Origin of the sequence: Desulfovibrio sp. SGI.230 (assembly GCF_050313065.1) — a bacterium.
Taxonomy (GTDB): Bacteria; Desulfobacterota; Desulfovibrionia; order Desulfovibrionales; family Desulfovibrionaceae; genus Desulfovibrio.
Genome location: NZ_JBNPKS010000002.1, coordinates 86145 through 105855, shown reverse-complemented (window position 1 = coordinate 105855; position 19711 = coordinate 86145). Strand labels below are relative to the sequence as shown.

Here is a 19711-nt window from a genome sequence, read left to right as displayed (position 1 = left end):
ATGACATGTGTCATTTTTGAAAAAAGGACAAAACATATGGCTACCAACATCTTGAAAGGCATCGGCATAGAGTTCCACATCCTGCAATCCTTCCCCGTGACCTGCCTCAACCGGGATGACGTGGGCGCGCCCAAGAGCGCTCTTGTGGGCGGCGTGCCGCGTGCCAGGGTCAGCTCGCAGTGCTGGAAGCGTCAAGTGCGCCTTGCCCTGCACGATCTCGGTCTGTCCACCGGTATCCGCACCAAACGCCTTGCCGAGATGATCGCGGACGCCTGCCTCGCCCTGGGGGCTTCCGGGGAGCAGGCGCTCACCTGCGGCAACGCCATCGCGTCCGGTCTGACGGACGATACGCTGTTCTTCATCTCGCGGCAGGAAGTGGAGCGTCTGGCCGCCTATGCGGCGGAAAGCGGCTTCGAGCTGCCCGTGGAGGCGGCGAAGGCCAAAAAGGGCAAGAAAGGGGACGAGGCCGATACGGGCAAGGTCGCACTCCCCAAAACCGAGCTGGCGAAGATCAGAAAGTGCCTGAGCTTTGCCAAGAGTGCTGCCGACGGGCTGGACATCGCCTTGTTCGGCCGTATGGTAGCCCAGGATCCGAGCCTGAACGTACAGGCCGCCGCGGCCTTTGCCCATGCCCTGTCCACCCACAAAGTGGTCAATGAAGTGGAGTTCTTCACCGCACTGGACGATTACAACCGTCTTGTCAAAGAAGACGGAGAACGACTGTCCGGCTCCAGCCATATGGGCACGCTGGAATACAACGCAGCGACTTATTACCGCTACATCTCTCTGGATCTGGGGCAGTTGTGGGACAATCTGGGCGGCGAGGATATTGTCGCCGCTGTGGAGGCCTTTACCAAGGCCCTGTATCTGGCGGTACCGGCGGCACGGCAGAGCACGCAGTCCGGTGCCTGCCCCTGGGATTATGCCCGTATCCTGGTGCGTCGCGGCCAGCGCATGCAGCTCTCCTTTGAAAAGCCGGTACGCAGTGCCGCTGGTGGCGGCTGGCTGGCCCCCAGCATGGAGGCCCTGGATGACGGGCTCGCGCGTCAGGAAGAGCTGGCTGGTTCCCTGTACGGCAAGCTGGCCGAGGTCACATACGGCGCCGGGGCGGGCAGCATCGATACTGTCTGCACGGTGCTGCGTGATACTGTGGCGGGCCTGGTGGAGTCGGCGTCATGAGCGTCCTGCTTCTCTGGCTGGAGGGGCCGCTGCAGTCATGGGGGGCCGATTCCCGCTATGGAAACCGCACGACGCTCCCCTTTCCTACGCGCTCCGGCGTCCTGGGCCTGCTGTGCTGTGCGGCCGGACGGGGAGGGGAGCAGCGGGAATGGCTGGCCCGCATGGCGGACTGGACACAGACCGTACGTGCCTATGCCCGCCGAAAGGGCGACAGGGCGGCTCTCGCGCCCCTGTTGACGGACTTCCAGATGGTGGGCAGCGGCTATGATGAGGCCGATGCCTGGCAGAGCCTGCTGGTGCCCAAGACGTCCGAGGGGAAAAAGCCCGTCGGTTCCGGCGCCAAGATGACGTACCGCCATTACATACAGGATATGGCCTTCGCCTGCGCCCTTGAACTGCCGGAAGAGGAGGCCGTCGCACTGGCCGCGGCGCTGGAGCATCCTGTCTGGGAGCTCTCGCTGGGACGGCGGAACTGTCCGCCGTCGGACATCATCGGGCGTGGCGTCTTTCCTTCGGAAGCCGGGGCACTAGAGGCTGCGGACGTCCTGGCTGCCCGGAAAGACAGGTCTGCCGTGCTGACTGTACGCGATGGCGCACAGGCTGATGGTGATGAGGTCTGGACCTTGCGGGATGTTCCGCTTTGCTTCGGGATTGTCAAACGCTACCGGGAACGGCAAGTGACCCTGTATCGCTGACAAAGATCCTTCCCCACGCCCGTGGGGGTGTTTCCATGGTCGGGTCCGCATGGCCCATGACCTCTGCGTCTTCCCCACGCTCGTGGGGGTGTTTCTAAGCAAATCGTCGAGGCATGGCAGATTATGACGTCTTCCCCACGCTCGTGGGGGTGTTTCCCATGAGCACCAAAAAGAGTTCGCGCAGAACGGGTCTTCCCCACGCTCGTGGGGGTGTTTCTTGCCAGCACCAAAAAGGTTTTACCCCAAACGTTTTTTCTCCGCATCCGTGGGGACGGGTGTCAAAAAGATCCGCCCGGTATGGGGCTGCCTGTGACCGCGGGCTGTATACGGCTGAAGGCGGTACCATCCTTTCCGGGCGCGAGGAGGTGATATGGCGGAAGAAGGCGGTACGAAGCAAGAGGGCAAGCGTCTTTTTGTCCGGATTACACGGGATACGCTCCCGCGAGTGACGGACAAATATCCGTATCTGTATCTGGAGCGCGGGCGTCTTGAAGTGGATGACAGCAGCGTGAAATGGCTTGATGCCCAGGGCGGCTGTGTGCATCTGCCTGTGGCGACCATATCCGCGCTGTTGCTGGGGCCGGGAACATCCATCACCCATGAGGCCGTCAAGGTGGCGGCTGCCACCAACTGCAGCCTGTGCTGGGTGGGGGAGGATTCCCTGCTGTTCTACGCGGCGGGCATTACGCCTACGTCGCATACGCGCAATATGCAGCGGCAAGCGTGCCTTTCCACAGACCCAGCCCTGTCGCTTGCTGTGGCGCGTGCCATGTTTTCCCGGCGTTTCCCCGGTGTGGACATCACGGCAAAGACGTTGCCGGAATTGATGGGTATGGAGGGCCTGCGTGTCCGTGATCTTTATGTCGAGACGGCAAAAAAATACGGTGTAGGCTGGAAAGGGCGCAGTTTCGTGCCCGGAAAATTCGAATTGAGCGATCTGGCCAACAAGATCCTTACGGCGACCAATGCGGCCCTGTACGGGATCATTGCTTCCGTGATCCACAGTCTGGGCTATTCGCCGCATCTCGGTTTTATTCATTCCGGCAGTCCGTTGCCCTTCGTTTATGACATGGCTGACCTGTACAAGGGGGAATTCTGCATCGACCTGGCTTTTTCTCTATGCCGGGAACTGGCGGGGACATATGACAAGTATGCTGTGGCGACCGCATTTCGGGAACGCGTCATCCGCCAGGCGCTCCTTGAGCGTATAGTCAAGGACATAGACCAGCTGATAGGGGAAAAAAGTGCTCGTCGTTATAGCAAATGATCTGCCGCCGGCGGTGAGGGGACGCATGAAGCTCTGGTTTGTGGAGCCACGTGCCAATATTTTCATTTCCGGCATCAAGGATAATGTAGCACAGAAAGTCGTTGACTATCTGTTGGAACATTGCCCTGCGGAAAGTGGACTGCTAATTTTTCAAAAGATTCCGGAAGCTCCCGGCTACCGGATACATGGCAGGGGAGACCATAAACGGGAAATAGTCCTACTGGATGGCTTGCAACTCGTTCGCGATAAGGATACTTCCAATTTTTTGCGTGATAAAATCCAATAAAATCACGCTGTCTTCCCCACGCTCGTGGGGGTGTTTCCACGACCGGCGAACCTGTTAGCACACAGAAAAGGTCTTCCCCACGCTCGTGGGGGTGTTTCCCAGCTACGCAGCGAGATGGGCGGCGGCCCTGAGTCTTCCCCACGCTCGTGGGGGTGTTTCTGGACAGACACGCTGCGCCTTTCGACCGACCAGGTCTTCCCCACGCTCGTGGGGGTGTTTCCAGCGGTTCGGTTCCGTGCGTGATGCCGTCGACGTCTTCCCCACGCTCGTGGGGGTGTTTCCTGGAGACGAGAGTATGTTCCGTAAATTCGTAGGTCTTCCCCACGCTCGTGGGGGTGTTTCCAGCGACATGGAAGTCAGGTCGAGAACGTAGGGGTCTTCCCCACGCTCGTGGGGGTGTTTCCGTCTCGACCAGAAGCAGGAAGACAAGCGGCAGCGTCTTCCCCACGCTCGTGGGGGTGTTTCTATTTACGATGATTACCGGAGCATTCCTTCTCAGTCTTCCCCACGCTCGTGGGGGTGTTTCCATGATCGCTCGGCGCCGGCGCGACTATCCGCGGTCTTCCCCACGCTCGTGGGGGTGTTTCTTCGTGAGCGGGCAGCCAGCGAAGCCTATGACAGTCTTCCCCACGCTCGTGGGGGTGTTTCTCACCTCAACCACCACACCAGCATCCCGCAGCAGTCTTCCCCACGCTCGTGGGGGTGTTTCTGGATAGCCAGCTCAAGCCATGCCCGCACTGCGGTCTTCCCCACGCTCGTGGGGGTGTTTCCATCGAGGGCGCGTTGACAAGCGCTTTCAATAGGTCTTCCCCACGCTCGTGGGGGTGTTTCGGTGCCCGTAATACGGCCAATCCCTACGGCTACGGTCTTCCCCACGCTCGTGGGGGTGTTTCTACTTACCAGCATCACCAGAAGCAAGAGCTAGCGTCTTCCCCACGCTCGTGGGGGTGTTTCTATTAGGACGCGGAGCGATGCGGCGACCCCTGGGTCTTCCCCACGCTCGTGGGGGTGTTTCCACGTCTTTCATGCTTCGACGACCGGCGACGACGTCTTCCCCACGCTCGTGGGGGTGTTTCCTACTACCGCAAGCGCACCGGCCTTTCCGTGATGTCTTCCCCACGCTCGTGGGGGTGTTTCCAGCTTGCGCCCCGTGAAATGCAGCCGCGCCGCGTCTTCCCCACGCTCGTGGGGGTGTTTCGGCTTCCTTGTACTCCTGCTGCAAAGCCGTGATGTCTTCCCCACGCTCGTGGGGGTGTTTCTTCCGCCCCATGCAGGTACGGGAAGACGATGACGTCTTCCCCACGCTCGTGGGGGTGTTTCTGAGAGCCAGACGTGCAGTCAGACCAGAAGAGGGTCTTCCCCACGCTCGTGGGGGTGTTTCCCTGCCCAGACAGTTGGAGTGGAAAGCAGAAGAGTCTTCCCCACGCTCGTGGGGGTGTTTCCATGCAAGGATGCACGTTCTGTAGGCTTTACTAGTCTTCCCCACGCTCGTGGGGGTGTTTCCGCGGGCATACCATGCTGGCATGGCGTCGGGCCGTCTTCCCCACGCTCGTGGGGGTGTTTCTATTCGATCTTGACCTTGATGGTTCGCCATCCCGTCTTCCCCACGCTCGTGGGGGTGTTTCCCATCGTGATGGACGCCTTGCAAGCCATGCGGCGTCTTCCCCACGCTCGTGGGGGTGTTTCCACGTCTTTCATGCTTCGACGACCGGCGACGACGTCTTCCCCACGCTCGTGGGGGTGTTTCCGCGGTCTGCTTATCCGTCAGCTTGGGCATCCCGTCTTCCCCACGCTCGTGGGGGTGTTTCCACTGCCCAAAAGCTGACAATATGCATCCGCACGTCTTCCCCACGCTCGTGGGGGTGTTTCCCTTTTTCGTGACCTTACGGAAATGGTCTGGGAGTCTTCCCCACGCTCGTGGGGGTGTTTCCGCACAGCAGCCCGTGTGGCCAGATAGGCCGGGGTCTTCCCCACGCTCGTGGGGGTGTTTCCCTGTGAGCGCCTGCTGCGTCCCGCTGACGTTAGTCTTCCCCACGCTCGTGGGGGTGTTTCCGGGTATTTCATCACCGTTCTGCTGGGCGTGGTGTCTTCCCCACGCTCGTGGGGGTGTTTCCGTGAGGGGGCGTTGCAGCAGCTTGGCGAGATAGTCTTCCCCACGCTCGTGGGGGTGTTTCTCAGGGCGTCCGTGTCACAGGCCAGCGAGGCCCGTCTTCCCCACGCTCGTGGGGGTGTTTCTCCTGACGATATTGTGCTTGTGAACCGGGCCGAGTCTTCCCCACGCTCGTGGGGGTGTTTCTATTCCACCAGCGACCTGAAACCCGTCCGTGAGGTCTTCCCCACGCTCGTGGGGGTGTTTCCCCATTCACCTGCGTCTCCGTAGGATCGTTGAAGTCTTCCCCACGCTCGTGGGGGTGTTTCTCCATGTGCCATCCTTATGCATCGTTTGTTACTGTCTTCCCCACGCTCGTGGGGGTGTTTCCATCATGTCCATGATGCGATTGAGGCTGGCGAGGTCTTCCCCACGCTCGTGGGGGTGTTTCCTTTTTGCGCCAGCGGCGGGACTGTTGCCGCAGGTCTTCCCCACGCTCGTGGGGGTGTTTCCTCATCCACATCGAAGACGGGAAGCGGGACGTTGTCTTCCCCACGCTCGTGGGGGTGTTTCTGCCCGTCAACGACACTTTCCATCGCTGCGGGCGTCTTCCCCACGCTCGTGGGGGTGTTTCTGATGGTGGCTATGTCCCCGTGATGTCGAATGAGTCTTCCCCACGCTCGTGGGGGTGTTTCTTGGTGCCCGCCGCCGTATGCCGCTGCTGGCTCGTCTTCCCCACGCTCGTGGGGGTGTTTCCTCGATCCACACCGGCGCTATATCATGTGCCGTGTCTTCCCCACGCTCGTGGGGGTGTTTCTGTTTGCGACTATGCACACCGTCATGCTTTTGTGTCTTCCCCACGCTCGTGGGGGTGTTTCCCTCGCATTGTTAGATGATTATAGTATCGTTTGGTCTTCCCCACGCTCGTGGGGGTGTTTCCTCTAAAAATATGAGGATTTGATCATGGAAAAAGTCTTCCCCACGCTCGTGGGGGTGTTTCCATAGATCGCAAGCACAGACATGATCTGCATCTGTCTTCCCCACGCTCGTGGGGGTGTTTCCCTCGTCACACGCGATCAGGGCCTGACCATACTGTCTTCCCCACGCTCGTGGGGGTGTTTCCTCAGGCTGAAAGCCGTCATTCTTCTTAGTAATGTCTTCCCCACGCTCGTGGGGGTGTTTCCGTCTTGGCTGGTGACTTCGTATGGATCCACGAGTCTTCCCCACGCTCGTGGGGGTGTTTCTCGCACATCATGAGGATACCCGATCAGGTGGCAGTCTTCCCCACGCTCGTGGGGGTGTTTCTCATCTGCCCCCATTCTATGCAGCGACAACCGTGTCTTCCCCACGCTCGTGGGGGTGTTTCTGAGCCCGTGCTTAATGCGGATTTTATTAACGCGTCTTCCCCACGCTCGTGGGGGTGTTTCGGTGGAAAGAACAGAGTGGCACCGCATCACAGTGTCTTCCCCACGCTCGTGGGGGTGTTTCTGTCTATTTTCAATGATTCATCCTCTGATTTTAGTCTTCCCCACGCTCGTGGGGGTGTTTCTCTTTTGCATGTTAGACCCCCAAGGCCTTCACGGTCTTCCCCACGCTCGTGGGGGTGTTTCCGTTTGCAGCTCATGCCGTTCAGCCGTGCCAGCGTCTTCCCCACGCTCGTGGGGGTGTTTCCAACCTTTTTGACCGTGTGGAACGCGTGCGTTTGTCTTCCCCACGCTCGTGGGGGTGTTTCCTTGCAGTGCCTGGACAAGCTCTGTGCCCCGCAGTCTTCCCCACGCTCGTGGGGGTGTTTCCTCTCCGGGCGGCGTGGCCGCCGGGGTCAAGGAGTCTTCCCCACGCTCGTGGGGGTGTTTCCCTGCCTACCAGTGAGCAGCTGGCGGGACTGCGGTCTTCCCCACGCTCGTGGGGGTGTTTCCGGTCCACACCGCTGGCGGCATCGCGCTGGTAGGTCTTCCCCACGCTCGTGGGGGTGTTTCTTGATACGGCAGAGCACAGTGGCGTCATTGGCCGTCTTCCCCACGCTCGTGGGGGTGTTTCCGTATCCCAACCAGAAAAAGAGCGACGCTAAGAGTCTTCCCCACGCTCGTGGGGGTGTTTCCAACCAAGGCAAAGCCCCCGCGATGGCCGTCTCGTCTTCCCCACGCTCGTGGGGGTGTTTCCGCATGATGATCCACGGCCTGCGTCCGCTGGTGGTCTTCCCCACGCTCGTGGGGGTGTTTCTGAATCATGACCTGTCGTTTTTTGACCGATGCCGTCTTCCCCACGCTCGTGGGGGTGTTTCTGACCTTGTGCTGTACGACAGCAGACCACGGGGGTCTTCCCCACGCTCGTGGGGGTGTTTCGGTAATTTCAGCCGTCAGCTTTTCGCCGGGACGGTCTTCCCCACGCTCGTGGGGGTGTTTCTGTCTATTTTCCATGATTCATCCTCTGATTTTAGTCTTCCCCACGCTCGTGGGGGTGTTTCTCTTTTGCATGTTAGACCCCCAAGGCCTTCACGGTCTTCCCCACGCTCGTGGGGGTGTTTCCTGCCTATGTTGATCTGATTCCGCCTTGATTCTGTCTTCCCCACGCTCGTGGGGGTGTTTCCCATGACTGACCGCCACATCAGCAAGCGAGACAGTCTTCCCCACGCTCGTGGGGGTGTTTCTGTGACGCCGTTGTCCTCCACGGGCGCGTCGGTGTCTTCCCCACGCTCGTGGGGGTGTTTCTTTGACCACCGGGATGCGCCACACGCAGGCCAGGTCTTCCCCACGCTCGTGGGGGTGTTTCCGGACAGCGAGACCCTGACCGGACCCACGGTGAGTCTTCCCCACGCTCGTGGGGGTGTTTCCAGGCCGTCGATCCATGTCCCGATGCTGCGGACGTCTTCCCCACGCTCGTGGGGGTGTTTCCAAGCTGCCTCTGATGCCCCTGCGTTTCAGCGGGTCTTCCCCACGCTCGTGGGGGTGTTTCCAGGCCGTAGTCGCCTTGTTTCCGCCGCATGACGTCTTCCCCACGCTCGTGGGGGTGTTTCTATCTCTGGTCGGGGTGATGACATGATCCGGGAGTCTTCCCCACGCTCGTGGGGGTGTTTCTCTATGGCGTCGGCTATTCCACCGCGTGGAGCAGTCTTCCCCACGCTCGTGGGGGTGTTTCTTCTCAGGTCTGACCAGCCAGGCCAGATCGGCAGTCTTCCCCACGCTCGTGGGGGTGTTTCTCGTCCCGGCGGGCTTTGGACAGCAGCATCTGGGTCTTCCCCACGCTCGTGGGGGTGTTTCCGTGAGGGGGCGTTGCAGCAGCTTGGCGAGATAGTCTTCCCCACGCTCGTGGGGGTGTTTCTAATTTATTTCAAAACAATCCAGTGAGTGGTAAAGTCTTCTCCATGCTTGGGGGGTGTTTCTTTGGGGTGTAGGTATCCATGGCCTTGCGGGCGAGCAGCTTCGCTTCATTGAAGAGGATCTCACGCGGGGCAGAACTGGCCCATTTGCAACCTGGTTGTTGAAGCCCCACTGAATCTGTCCAGCAACTTGCCGAGATTATCTAGGGTAGAGCTGCGTCTGTACTCCTGCCACAAGCGCATCTCTTCATCGGCATAGGTGGCATTGGTCGGTTGGATTACTGACATAAAAAACTCCGCGGAAAGATTGCTCACAGGGCACAAACGTTTACAGGTTCATTATATTTGAAATGATCAGGAGGGAGTATGCGAAATATCGTTATTGTTGCTGTAATATTTATTGTGATAATCTTCAGTAGTAGGGCGATATATGCAGCTAGTTTTGCTGAGGAAAAATATTCGGAATTCATTGAAAAATACAGTAGTATAAAAGACTCAGATATATACCTCAATAATATATGGAGGTGTGGGCGAAAAATACTTGGTAAAGAAGAATTTTCAAAATTATTACGAGACCAAAGGAAATGGATTGCTGATAGGAATAAAGTTATTCTAGATGTCAAAGTAAATAATGCTGGAGCTAAGAGGCTCGAACAATTTATATCTGATAGAATCGTTATGGTTAATAGATATATATATGAATGTAAAGTGGTTGATGAAAACAATGAATTTAAAAAAATAGACAAAAATATTACAGCATATTCAGCAGTGCTAGATTTACGCAGGAAAGATGGATGGCAGCAAGAAATTTGGTATCACCTAGAAAGAAATAACATTATTTCTTCTGAACAACAAAGGGGAGAACATGATAATAATGTTGGATATTGGTATGTTGAAGGTAATAAAGTAAATTTAGTGATAAGAAAGAGCTATGATGTATTGTCACTAAGAATAGATGATAATAATAAATTTATTTTTGATGAAGAAGATGGAAGCTATTTTTCTGTCTCATATTGTGATGAGATTGATAATAAGAATGTAAGTCTTTCAAATTTGGAATCGTTAGAAAATAACGCGAATGATGGTAAATCTGCTTATTTAGTGTCGAGAAAATATAAAGAGGCTAAAAACGATATTAAGAGCGCGATATGGTGTGTCAAGGCTGCCGAGTATGGATATAAAAAGGCATACGAGGAAGCTGCTGAGTTATTGATTTCTGGAGAAAATGTACCCAATGATTTCAAGAAGGGACTATATTACTATAAAAAGGCAGAAGAAAGTGGAACTCTCTCTGCTGCAGGTAAAGTAGAATATGCTATCTGTTTAAGGAGGAATGAAAATGGAGTGGCAGGAACTCAAAAAGTTCTGGCGCTAGCTAATCAGACTGATTTCTTAGATAAACTTCCAGTATGGACTAGGGATAGGTTACTTATTGTCGCTGCATATATTGAGCTTGATTTACATAATACTGATAGTGCGATAGGATTCTGGGATAAAATATTAAATAAAGATGAGTACAGAGACATCCATACTGATGTTGAGTACGAATTCAATTATTTGGATACTATGATTCCTAAATTAAAAGCTGAAAATGCTCCAAAAAGTAATGAAGATGTTCTCAATGCTTTTAAAGAATTTTATTTTTCAAAGTTCCCCCAGCAGGAAGGATATAAATCTATACGGGAAGCTTTTTCCGCATTTTTCACTGATCCAGTGTGGAACGTGTATAGGATGGAAAAATATAAAAATACATATGTAATTGTTTTTAAAGGAATTTCAAGCCATCGTGGAATTAAAAAGCTATACGAGTGTCCATTTGTATTGAAATATAAAAATGGGGTACCTAAAATAGAGGCCAGTGCTCATTATGGTTTGTTCTGTAAAGCTAACGGAAAATTCCTTTCAGATGACGACTATATTGACATGCTGTATACTATCATGCTCGAAACAAAAATGTGGTAAAAATAAATGGGGGCCGAATGGCCCCCATTTCTATAGGAGCAGACTCCGCACGTCAGATTCAACTTCGGTAAGAGAGGCGCTGACGGCTGTTACGCCCTGTTCATTTTCTTTATCAGATGCTTTCTCCATGATTTTGTTAGCGGCTCCTATGTTAGATGACCCATCATTGGCATAATCCTCCGATGATCCCTCATTATTTTCGGCGACTGTCCTGAAGATCTTGAGAGGGCGCCTTTTCTCAAGGAACTCACCGTTCAACTGCAAAGGTGTTTGCTGTCCCTCAGGGCCATTGCCGTATGTCGCTGTAAACTCCATGAAAGAGCAGTAATCCTCGAACGTGACGATGTTGCGCCGCATGTACCTGTAGGCCTCACGAGGGTTGCTATATGGAGATGCTGAGGACGTGTCAGGCGCTGTGAGTTCGGAGAGAAGGGTGTCGTAGGTGATGGCGTCGGCTCCATTGATCCCAGGAGCAGATGGTGTACCCAAAATTGTCTGATAGATTTCTGTCATCTGCCCCTCAGACTGCGTGATATTATCTATAGCGGTGAGGGGGGGATTGGTACCGTAGCTGCTTCCTTGAGCAGCCGGGCAAAATTCATACTGATGCTCGTTCTAACCTCAGTCGGAGATATGCTATGCTCAACGGCCAGGACATGGCCGGCAAAGACGAAATGGGTGTCGTTGTTATCAAAGACAACACCAGGAAATCCAGGAGTCACATAAGGGGCGAACTGGCACGTCGCCGTGAGCTGCTAGGTGCAAATTTGAGATTAAGAAGCTGACGTCGCAAAATCTCTCCTTACACTTTGGGGGCAGAGAGTCGGTAAGAAGTGGTTTCATGCAGAAAAAGATGAGCTTCGCCGGGATCTCCTCAGTCCCTGCCTCTTCGTCTTTCGGTATGGCGGCGTGGTAGGCCGGATTCGAGATGCAGAGGTATTTATACTCTATTTCATCCACAAGAAAGGTCAGCAAGTCACGAAGAGTCTGCCCCTCCAAGACATCACGGCACCACGTACCAGTAATTCCATGGCGTGGAATGTCTGCATGCCATAAATCATGGGAAATGCCGTGCTAGGTCGTCTGTTTCCAGCAGACCGGCTATCTTCCAAGCTGTCCTCTCCTTACCGGCTTTTGTCGAAATAGGGAAGGTAATTAAATCTGTCCAGGAGCTTGAGGGCTTTCGATACCTTCGAAAATACTTGGACAACTTTGAGCGTGGAGCTGACCAAGAGGTGGTTGGTATTCCTCCCCTGTTTTTGGGGCGGTTTGCCCTGCAACCTGTCTGAATGCATAGATATTCTCCAGATATTGCGACGGATATTTAATAGGCGTGCCGTTGTCCAGGGACTTTACCCCGTAGCTGAACAGGTAGTGAAGAAATGTGGTGTCTGGCGTGAGTTTTCCCCACGCTCGTGGGGGGCCAAGGAGTCTCCTGCATGGGGGGACTATCCGTTCAAAATCGGGGCTACTCCATGTCCTGAGTTCTTATGCAAAAGAGAGAACGCTAACGGAACATTTTCGGAACACCAAAAAAGCCTTATGTAGAGCCACTTTTCTTCTGTTTGTTCCTATATTCCATAAAAGTTAAGAAAATATGTTTCAGCGAAGCAAGTAACCTACATAGACGATATGTATACACAGGAAAAGTTTTAGTTCGCTTGGAGCAGAGCGATGAAACAATTGTCGTAATATACAAGCCTGTCTGGAGATTTCTTTGTTCCGAACAAAAATTTGACGGAACACATCGGAACCCGTGAGGTCTATGGCGTGTGTCAACTGGTGAAAATGCCCCAGAGCTCAGCCCTATAGTGGGATACTTCTTAGGAGATGAAAGGGAGAGACGGTTGGCCTCTCCCTTCCGTCAGCAGTAGTCATCAGACGTTGCGCTTGAATACGTTCTGAGGGCCGTAGAAAGGTACGCGCCGTTTCTTCCCACGGGTCCAATGGTTTTTGAGCAGGACGGTTATAATGCGCCTTCCATCCGTTTTACCGTTGTAGTCAGCCTTGTTTTTCTTGAAGCATTCACACCAAATTTCTATGGGAGAAATCTCCGTACGTCTTTCTGCGCCCGTTCTTTGTGTACCCGGGCCGCTGTTTTCGTTTTGCAGAAAGTTCAGGCGCTGGGGCAGATCCATCTGTGACCATTCCAAGGGGATCGGGGTATCAAGATAGTCCAGAATCACGCCCTCCAGCTCGTCGGTTTCAAGTTCCTGCCGCTGGCGTGCGCAGGCTTCCTCCTGTAAATTGGGAGGGAGGCACAGCGATTCTCCTGCCTGAAAATAGTGTTTGGCCTCCGCCCATATCTGTCGCACATCGTCATCCGTCATATCCCAGGATTTTTTGTGACCTGTTCCGGGGGCATTGATGGGCCAGTAGCGCCTGTTGCCCGTTATGTCTCGTAAGAAGCCGTTCTGGGCATTTGTCGTCGCGAAGAAAACGCACTGCCTGGGATGGGATATGACCCTGCGTCCGTAGGCTTCACGAAATTTATCATCCGTCCGGGTGATAAAGCTGCGGATGGACTCCTCCTCAGCTTTGTTACGTCCGGCAAGCTCGCTGATCTCAACGATCCAGATGCCCATCAATTTTTCTGCCCCGGTTTTGTCCCTGGTGTCCGCTAGCGTCAGGTTATCCGTGTACCAAGTGCCCCCCAGCTTTGAGATGAGGGTGCTCTTTCCGGTTCCTTGGGGGCCTTTAAGAACAACCATAGTATCAAACTTGCAACCGGGCTCTAGTACACGCTTGATTGCCGCACACAGGATCTTCCTCGCGACCGCTCTGGCGTAGGGAGTATCCTCCTCTCCGAAATAGTCAATGAACAAGGTGTCTACACGGGGAACTCCGTCCCACAATGGCAATGTATTCAAATAGTCACGGATGGGATGGAAGCCTTTGTCCATTGCTGAAGTTGTCAAGGCAGATAGCATGTGCTGTTTGCTTATCTTGGTATAGTTCCTGTGAAGATAGCTTAGCAGATAATCATCGTCCGCGTCACTCCACAGGCGCTCACCCTGTTTGTCCCAAGGCACAGCACCGGTAAGAACGGTCGTTTGCGAGAGCTGATCGTAAGCAATGTTTTTCAACAAAGGATCGTGCCGCAGAATTGTATTGGCGTTATTAAGGCCTGGCAAAATCTTCCTTTGAATAGGATCGTACTCAAGTTCGTCCAGCCAGAGCCCTTCTTCGTCATCCTCTACGTCCAGTCCGCACGCCAGTGCGGCCTCCTTCATTATCTCCATGAATTCCCGATCCCGCTGAGCCTTTACACGCTCATCCTGTAAAGCGTGCTCAAGCATAGCCTTGAAGGACGGCGAATTGGGGCTCTTTTTAGTCGTGCCGACGTCCAGTTTGCCGAAGGCGTGAATGCGCCAGAGGTCAAAGGCGTTTAGAAGTTGGTGGGCGGCAGGGTCGGAGTCATGGTGACTGTAGACAAATTTGTCCTCATAGACGACCAGGCCTCCCGAGGTACTTCCTTTGGTGTAGGTATATCGGCTCCCCTCTTTGAGGGGCTCGTAGATATCCGAGAGATGCTCTTCCAGAAGCAGCTGTATAGGATAATACGCCCGGCATATTAGTCCGACGGCACCGTCTTTTGTGAGAGGATCTGCCACCTTGGCAGCCTGTCGTAAAACCACGGGGTCTTGCCGGGAAGAGACAGGCCATTCCTCCGTATTCCGCCAGTTTTTATACCTGGAAAGGACGGTGTCCGGGGCAAGGGGCTGTCCCTCAATGACTTCAAAAATATACTCACCGTCGCAGGACACTGTCGGCCAGAACATCATTCGGTTGGCTTCGTAGGTGCTGTCATCGAACAGCTCAATGCCTATGTCCGCCGCTATCCTTCTGGCCACAGCCGGATATTCATCTTCGCTGATCTCTCTGGACAGAGGTATGATAAGGCGGAAGCGTGGTTTTTCCGGCGTGTGTTTGTGCGTGGTATGCACAAAGCAACGGTACGGCAACCCTTTCAGCAGTGCCAGGGTGTCAGGTTGTCCTGAGTCCAGGTCAAGGGACAGCAGTGAGCGTAAAAGAACGCCGCCTTTGCGTCTTTGGCCATCACGCAGATGCCCGCCAACAAAACCGCCTTTATCCTTGATTTCACCCTGTTGCGACTTGGACATCTCCATGAAGGCGCTCAGCGTTTCGGGGGTACGAACGGGCGAGCGAAGCTTGGCGAGCAGTTCCTCTTCAGACCAGTCAACGTTTTGCCACGTAACTTCGGTACGGCTGGTTGCTATGGCTATCTTCATACTAGTCCTTGCAGTAGTAGTTGGTGGTATAGCCGTCGGCACGGAGAAGAAGGCCTTCTGCCCACGCTGGTGACTGTGCCATGAGCGTACATACAGCATCTGCCGATGAGGTCGCCGGTGCTTCGATGATGACCTCGTCATGTACATGGGCGACCGTGCGGTAGCCGTGATTGCGAAGATTTTTCAGGGCGTGGCAAAGGATGTCCCGCGCTGTGCCCTGCACGATGTTTTCGACAAACTTGGGACCGTAGGAGTCGATGCTTCCCCAGGCATGGTGGTAGGAATCCACACCTTCGTAGGTGATTTTTTCGCGCCCATCAGCTGAAGGCAGCAGCAAAGGATACGGGTAGGCAAGCCGACGCCCGGAAGGAAGGATGATGAAAAGCCACTTGCCGCTATGGCGCATTTCCAGTCCGTAGGGCACTAAGGCGCTGTACCCCACGGTAAGGGCCTCTCTGACAGCGTTGTCCACCTCCCACCAGAAGGCTACGATACGCGGATTCGCGGCACGCCAGGCATTGACAAGGGATTGCAGCTCCTCTTCTTCCAGCCCCATTTCCAGCGCGCCCATGCTCTTGAGAGCACCAACGGAACCGCCATAGCCCAGCGCGAGTTCCGCTATCTTGCCTTTCTGACGGAGTTCGGCATTTTGGCCGTGCTTCTCGACAGGGACGCCGAACATTTTGCTGGCCGATGCGCAGTAGATGTCCTTGCCCTGGACAAAGGCCTCAAGACGCCAGTGCTCTTTGGCGTACCAGGCGATGATGCGGGCTTCGATAGCCGCATAGTCGGCAACGATGAACTGATTGCCGTCTCCAGCCACAAAATTGGTGCGGATCAGTTCTGACAGCGCTCCCGAGACGTCAGGAAAGCGCGCTTTGACCTGCGCATAGCTGCCGGAAAGAACGAGATTTCGCGCCGTATCGAGATCGCTCATACTGTTGCGCGGAAGGTTTTGGAGCTGGACAAGCTGTCCTGCAAAACGTCCTGTGCGGGCGGCCCCATAGAAGCGGAACATGCCGCGAACACGCCCGTCAGCGCATACGCATTCCTGGATGGCCGCGTATTTGCCTATGGAGGTGCGGGTGATGCGACCATAGTCGTTGAGCACCTCGCGCACGTCATCCGTTACGCTCTTCTTCAGGCACTCCACCGCTTTTTTATCCAGACTTTCCGCTTCGTAGCCCTGTGCCAGCAGCCATTTCAGCATCTGCTGACGGGATTTCGGGTTAGCCAATCCCGTGCGCTGCTGGAGAGAGTGGAAGAGTTCCTCCGTAAAGGTCTTATCCAGGGCAAGAGCCTTGTGAACCAGTGCCCGGTCAACAGCAATGCCTCTGTCGTTGATTTCCTGATCGATGGCGTATTCTTCCCAGAGCAACTGAGGTACCGGGAAGTCGGCCAGCCTGGCACAAACATCCATCTCCACTTCCACGTCCCTACGATTGTAGGCCTTGAACTGTGCCCACTTTTCAGCAGCATGGGCAGGCAGGTTTCTTACTCGCAGGCCATTCGCCTTGGTGGGTTTGCATGGCTTGGAGAAGAAAGAGATGAGCTCGCGTCCCTCACGGAGTTTTTGCTTGGTCAGTCCCAGTACTACCCCAAGGTTCTCCAACGAAGCGGGAAAACCCAGAGTAAGCGCCCAGACCATACTGCACCGCCAGGACGCCGGATCAAGGTATCTGCCTTGCGGCAAGCCCAGAAAACGGCTGAGGCAGATACGTTCAAAGGCGGCATTGTGTGCCCACTTTTGTATGGTATCATCAGTAAGAGCTGCCAGAATATCCGTCGGAACCTGTTCTCCACTGGCGCAATCGACGACATGCACCGGGCCATCGTCAACGGCGTAGGCGAAGAGCAAGATTTCAAAGGAGAGATCTTCGGCATAGCGGTAAACACCGCATTCGGAAAGCTCTCGGTCACAGTAGGTTTCAAGGTCGATATGAATCTGCTTCATTAGAATAATCCTCGCTCCTAGTGGCGGAGCAGACCTCCGCCACTAGGGCTTGCTGATGCCTTATAAGTAGCGGTCCGCCTCAGCCAACTGTTCAGCAGAGAGTTTATGCGGAGACTCATCTTCCAGCTTACGTACACAGTCCAGGCTGAAGCCAAAACCCTGATGTGTGTTCTGTGGGTAGAGTTTCATAACCAGCTGTACGACACTGCCATCCCGAACAAGGCTCCTGTCCTTTATTGGATTACCTTGTCTATCAGCTATCACGGGCATGAATTTGCTACTGGCAAACAACTCCCAGTGATTGGGGTATCTTGGACTCCTACAGTCTCGGACAGGACCGACTATCTTATCAAAAGCAGGCCAGTCAGAGCTATCTTGGGTCTGCTTCGCGATGTCGTAGGCTTCACGAAGTGCTTGCTTGTAGCGCTCATAGCTTGCAGTATCCTCTTTGGGGAAGATGAATGTTGTACTAAACAGCTCCTTGCCATTTTGCGTTTTCTTGGGCTCCCAGCCATGGAAGAACATAAGATGACCCTTTCCTGTATGAAAAATAGGATATTTAATCGACATAACTATCTGCCTCCATTTTTTGAATATATGATACATTATAGTCGGTTATGTATTCCGAAGACTTTAAACTTAGCATGTGTACCTCTCTAATTGTGTTTGCTTCTCGCGCTTCTCAATGAAGGCATTTACTGTTGAGGCACGCCATCGGACACAGTTCGGGCCAAGGCGTAAACCTGGCTCAAAGAAACCCTCGTCAATCCAGCGATAAAATGTTGTTTTACTGATGGAAAACATCTTGTAGATCTGGGCCGCAGACAAAAGTTGATGGGATGGAGAGACTTCAATCATAATGATGCTCCTGGGTTAAAGGATTGATGGCAGATATGCCCTTTTCGCTGCTATGGCCCTGTTTTCCGCAGATCTGTGGCAGCTACATCGCCTCGAAACGTCGGTTGGGATAGACTTTTCCCCAGGGAAAAAATGGAGAACATTCCGCGTCTGTTTCTCTTTCGGGGGCATCGCCCCAGCCGGCTAAAGAAAGGTTGGCCTCTCCCCGGAAGGCGTTCAGTAAAAAACAGCAAATTCGAAAAATATTTTTTCCACTTGGGGCACGCCGCCCCAACCGGCTGAAGAAAGGTTGGCCTTTCCTCGGAAGGCGTTCAGTAAAAAACGAAAGATTTTGCAAATATTTTTCTTCCCGAACCGCGCTGCCCCCAAGCGACAACAAGATATTGGGGGCCTCCGCAAAAACGTTTAGAAAAAAATAAAAAAAGGCCGTTTTCCTTTACTGGAAGAACGACCTTTTGAGATAAATAGTGTATATTATCAGTTGGTTGGTGTGTTTCTTGGGCCTATTTTGTCGATGGTTTGTGGCAAGCGCTGGTCCGCAGCTCATCCAGGTAATCGGCCCAGGACTGCATCATCTTCGCTCTCTCGGGGAGGTACTGGGCGTGGTTGTATGCCGCACGTACCGCATTTTTTTCCCTGTGTGCAAGCTGTGCCTCAATGACATCCGCGCGGAAGCCTTGCTCGTTAAGGAGCGTACTTGCCATTGCCCGGAATCCATGGATGCAGAGCTCTTCCTTTCCGTACCCTACGCGACGCAAAGCGTTAAGCAGGCACATGTCAGTGATGACTCGTGCTCTGGATTGAGGGGAGGGGAAGAGGAATTCTCCACCTCCAGTCCATGTGTGAAGCTCTTTGAGCAGGTATTCCACCTGTCTAGCAAGAGGGACAACATGCAGCCGCTTCATTTTCATGTGCTCAGGGGGAATCACCCACAAATGCTTTTGAAAGTCTATATCTGCCCAGCGAGCACGGCGTAGTTCTTGCGAGCGTACAAAAACGTAGGGGAGGATTTTCAGCGCGTACTTTGTGACGATACTTCCGGGGTAGTCGTCGATGTCTCGAAGAAGGTAACCGATTTTCTTCGGATCCGTGATCGTGGCCCTGTGCTGAACAGGGCCTTTGGGTTCCAGAGCTTCGGTGATCCCCGAAGAAATATCGTACTCCAGATAGCCTACTACTCTGGCATAGCGGCATATTTGGCCTATGATTTGCCCCACACGCCGGGCCATTTCCCGACGTCCCTGACTTTCGATGGCATGGAGGGCAAGAATAATATCCCGAGGCTTGAGCTGCTTTATGGGAAGGTCCCCAAACGAGGGAAAGACGTGTCGTTCCAGCCGTTGCATCTTGAGGCGGCGGGTGCTTTCTGTCTGGGTGACCGTGCGCTTTTCATACCACTCTTGAGCGACAACGCGGAAGGTAAGGTTGGTCTCCTCGTCCTGTTGCTCCTGTTCAGAACGATATTGCTCGTTGGGGTCAAGGCCTTGCACTAGCAGCCCATTGACGGCGTCGCGTTTTTCGCGGGCTTCTTTTAGGGAGATGGTAGGATACGGGCCTATGGTGAACTGTTTTTGCGTGTTCCCTTCTTTCCAGAGCATCCGCCATACTTTGATGCCCGAAGGTGAGACGAAGAGCCAAAGTTTATCACCGTCGCCGATTTTGATCCGCCGTGCTCCGGGCTTGAGATTTTTAATTTGTCTGTCCGTCAACTTGTTGATTCCGCTCATAAAGACTCCATTGGGTGGTACAGGCGAGCGTGGAACGGTGGTACACGAGGCCTGTACCACCCGCTGTACCACCCGTGCGCTGAAATCGACAAGGTACGGATAGGAATCGATGGGACTATAGGAAG

11 protein-coding genes and 1 CRISPR repeat array are annotated in these 19711 nt (G+C 54.1%); of the genes, 5 read left to right on the top strand and 6 right to left on the bottom strand.

Features of this window, described 5'->3' with window-relative positions; genetic code table 11:
- Nucleotides 1-36: 36 nt before the first annotated feature.
- From cas7e to ACQRAG_RS02490, 5 genes are all read left to right on the top strand, one after another.
- The gene (cas7e, locus tag ACQRAG_RS02510; RefSeq protein ID WP_304050825.1) at nt 37-1179 is read left to right on the top strand and encodes a type I-E CRISPR-associated protein Cas7/Cse4/CasC; all 1143 of its coding nucleotides are present in this window, start codon (nt 37-39) and stop codon (nt 1177-1179) included.
- Nucleotides 1176-1874 (top strand): type I-E CRISPR-associated protein Cas5/CasD, encoded by a 699-nt coding sequence (gene cas5e, locus ACQRAG_RS02505; protein WP_304050823.1) that lies wholly within the window; start codon nt 1176-1178, stop codon nt 1872-1874. The genes cas7e and cas5e overlap by 4 nt, the downstream gene beginning before the upstream one ends.
- 370 nt (nt 1875-2244) lie before the next feature.
- Nucleotides 2245-3141, top strand: coding sequence for a type I-E CRISPR-associated endonuclease Cas1e (gene cas1e, locus ACQRAG_RS02500; protein WP_427803874.1), 897 nt, complete (start codon nt 2245-2247; stop codon nt 3139-3141).
- Between the two features lie 25 nt (nt 3142-3166).
- The gene (gene cas2e, locus ACQRAG_RS02495; protein ID WP_304050819.1) at nt 3167-3427 is read left to right on the top strand and encodes a type I-E CRISPR-associated endoribonuclease Cas2e; all 261 of its coding nucleotides are present in this window, start codon (nt 3167-3169) and stop codon (nt 3425-3427) included.
- Between the two features lie 8 nt (nt 3428-3435).
- Nucleotides 3436-8834: a CRISPR direct-repeat array (repeat unit 28 nt; unit sequence GTCTTCCCCACGCTCGTGGGGGTGTTTC).
- Between the two features lie 364 nt (nt 8835-9198).
- Nucleotides 9199-10794: a hypothetical protein gene (locus tag ACQRAG_RS02490; protein WP_427803875.1), complete on the top strand. Its 1596-nt coding sequence runs from the start codon at nt 9199-9201 to the stop codon at nt 10792-10794.
- Between the two features lie 30 nt (nt 10795-10824).
- Here the strand turns inward: ACQRAG_RS02490 and ACQRAG_RS02485 are convergent, their stop codons facing one another.
- The 6 genes from ACQRAG_RS02485 to ACQRAG_RS02460 all read right to left on the bottom strand — a co-directional run bounded on the left by ACQRAG_RS02485 (nt 10825) and on the right by ACQRAG_RS02460 (nt 19586).
- Nucleotides 10825-11307, bottom strand: coding sequence for a hypothetical protein (locus tag ACQRAG_RS02485; protein ID WP_427803876.1), 483 nt, complete (start codon nt 11305-11307; stop codon nt 10825-10827).
- Nucleotides 11308-12671: 1364 nt separating this feature from the next.
- Nucleotides 12672-15047, bottom strand: coding sequence for a VapE domain-containing protein (locus ACQRAG_RS02480; protein ID WP_427803877.1), 2376 nt, complete (start codon nt 15045-15047; stop codon nt 12672-12674).
- Between the two features lies 1 nt (nt 15048).
- A complete protein-coding gene (locus tag ACQRAG_RS02475) occupies nt 15049-17001 on the bottom strand; it encodes a DNA polymerase (RefSeq protein WP_427803878.1) in 1953 nt (650 codons plus the stop codon).
- Nucleotides 17002-17061: 60 nt separating this feature from the next.
- Nucleotides 17062-17571 carry an ssDNA-binding protein gene (locus ACQRAG_RS02470; RefSeq protein ID WP_204626625.1) on the bottom strand — a complete coding sequence of 170 codons (510 nt, stop codon included), beginning with the start codon at nt 17569-17571 and terminating at the stop codon, nt 17062-17064.
- 69 nt (nt 17572-17640) lie between these two features.
- A complete protein-coding gene (locus ACQRAG_RS02465; RefSeq protein ID WP_303933336.1) occupies nt 17641-17859 on the bottom strand; it encodes a helix-turn-helix transcriptional regulator in 219 nt (72 codons plus the stop codon).
- Between the two features lie 503 nt (nt 17860-18362).
- Nucleotides 18363-19586 (bottom strand): tyrosine-type recombinase/integrase, encoded by a 1224-nt coding sequence (locus ACQRAG_RS02460; protein ID WP_304005869.1) that lies wholly within the window; start codon nt 19584-19586, stop codon nt 18363-18365.
- Nucleotides 19587-19711 lie beyond the last annotated feature (125 nt).

What these genes read in the sequence shown, in the direction of transcription:
- ACQRAG_RS02465 (WP_303933336.1), bottom strand. Translation starts at nt 17,859, where the DNA reads ATGATTGAAGTCTCTCCATCCCATCAACTTTTGTCTGCGGCCCAGATC.
- cas7e (WP_304050825.1), top strand. Translation starts at nt 37, where the DNA reads ATGGCTACCAACATCTTGAAAGGCATCGGCATAGAGTTCCACATCCTG.
- cas1e (WP_427803874.1), top strand. Translation starts at nt 2,245, where the DNA reads ATGGCGGAAGAAGGCGGTACGAAGCAAGAGGGCAAGCGTCTTTTTGTC.
- ACQRAG_RS02490 (WP_427803875.1), top strand. Translation starts at nt 9,199, where the DNA reads ATGCGAAATATCGTTATTGTTGCTGTAATATTTATTGTGATAATCTTC.
- cas2e (WP_304050819.1), top strand. Translation starts at nt 3,167, where the DNA reads ATGAAGCTCTGGTTTGTGGAGCCACGTGCCAATATTTTCATTTCCGGC.
- ACQRAG_RS02475 (WP_427803878.1), bottom strand. Translation starts at nt 17,001, where the DNA reads ATGAAGCAGATTCATATCGACCTTGAAACCTACTGTGACCGAGAGCTT.
- ACQRAG_RS02460 (WP_304005869.1), bottom strand. Translation starts at nt 19,586, where the DNA reads ATGAGCGGAATCAACAAGTTGACGGACAGACAAATTAAAAATCTCAAG.
- ACQRAG_RS02480 (WP_427803877.1), bottom strand. Translation starts at nt 15,047, where the DNA reads ATGAAGATAGCCATAGCAACCAGCCGTACCGAAGTTACGTGGCAAAAC.
- ACQRAG_RS02485 (WP_427803876.1), bottom strand. Translation starts at nt 11,307, where the DNA reads ATGACAGAAATCTATCAGACAATTTTGGGTACACCATCTGCTCCTGGG.
- ACQRAG_RS02470 (WP_204626625.1), bottom strand. Translation starts at nt 17,571, where the DNA reads ATGTCGATTAAATATCCTATTTTTCATACAGGAAAGGGTCATCTTATG.
- cas5e (WP_304050823.1), top strand. Translation starts at nt 1,176, where the DNA reads ATGAGCGTCCTGCTTCTCTGGCTGGAGGGGCCGCTGCAGTCATGGGGG.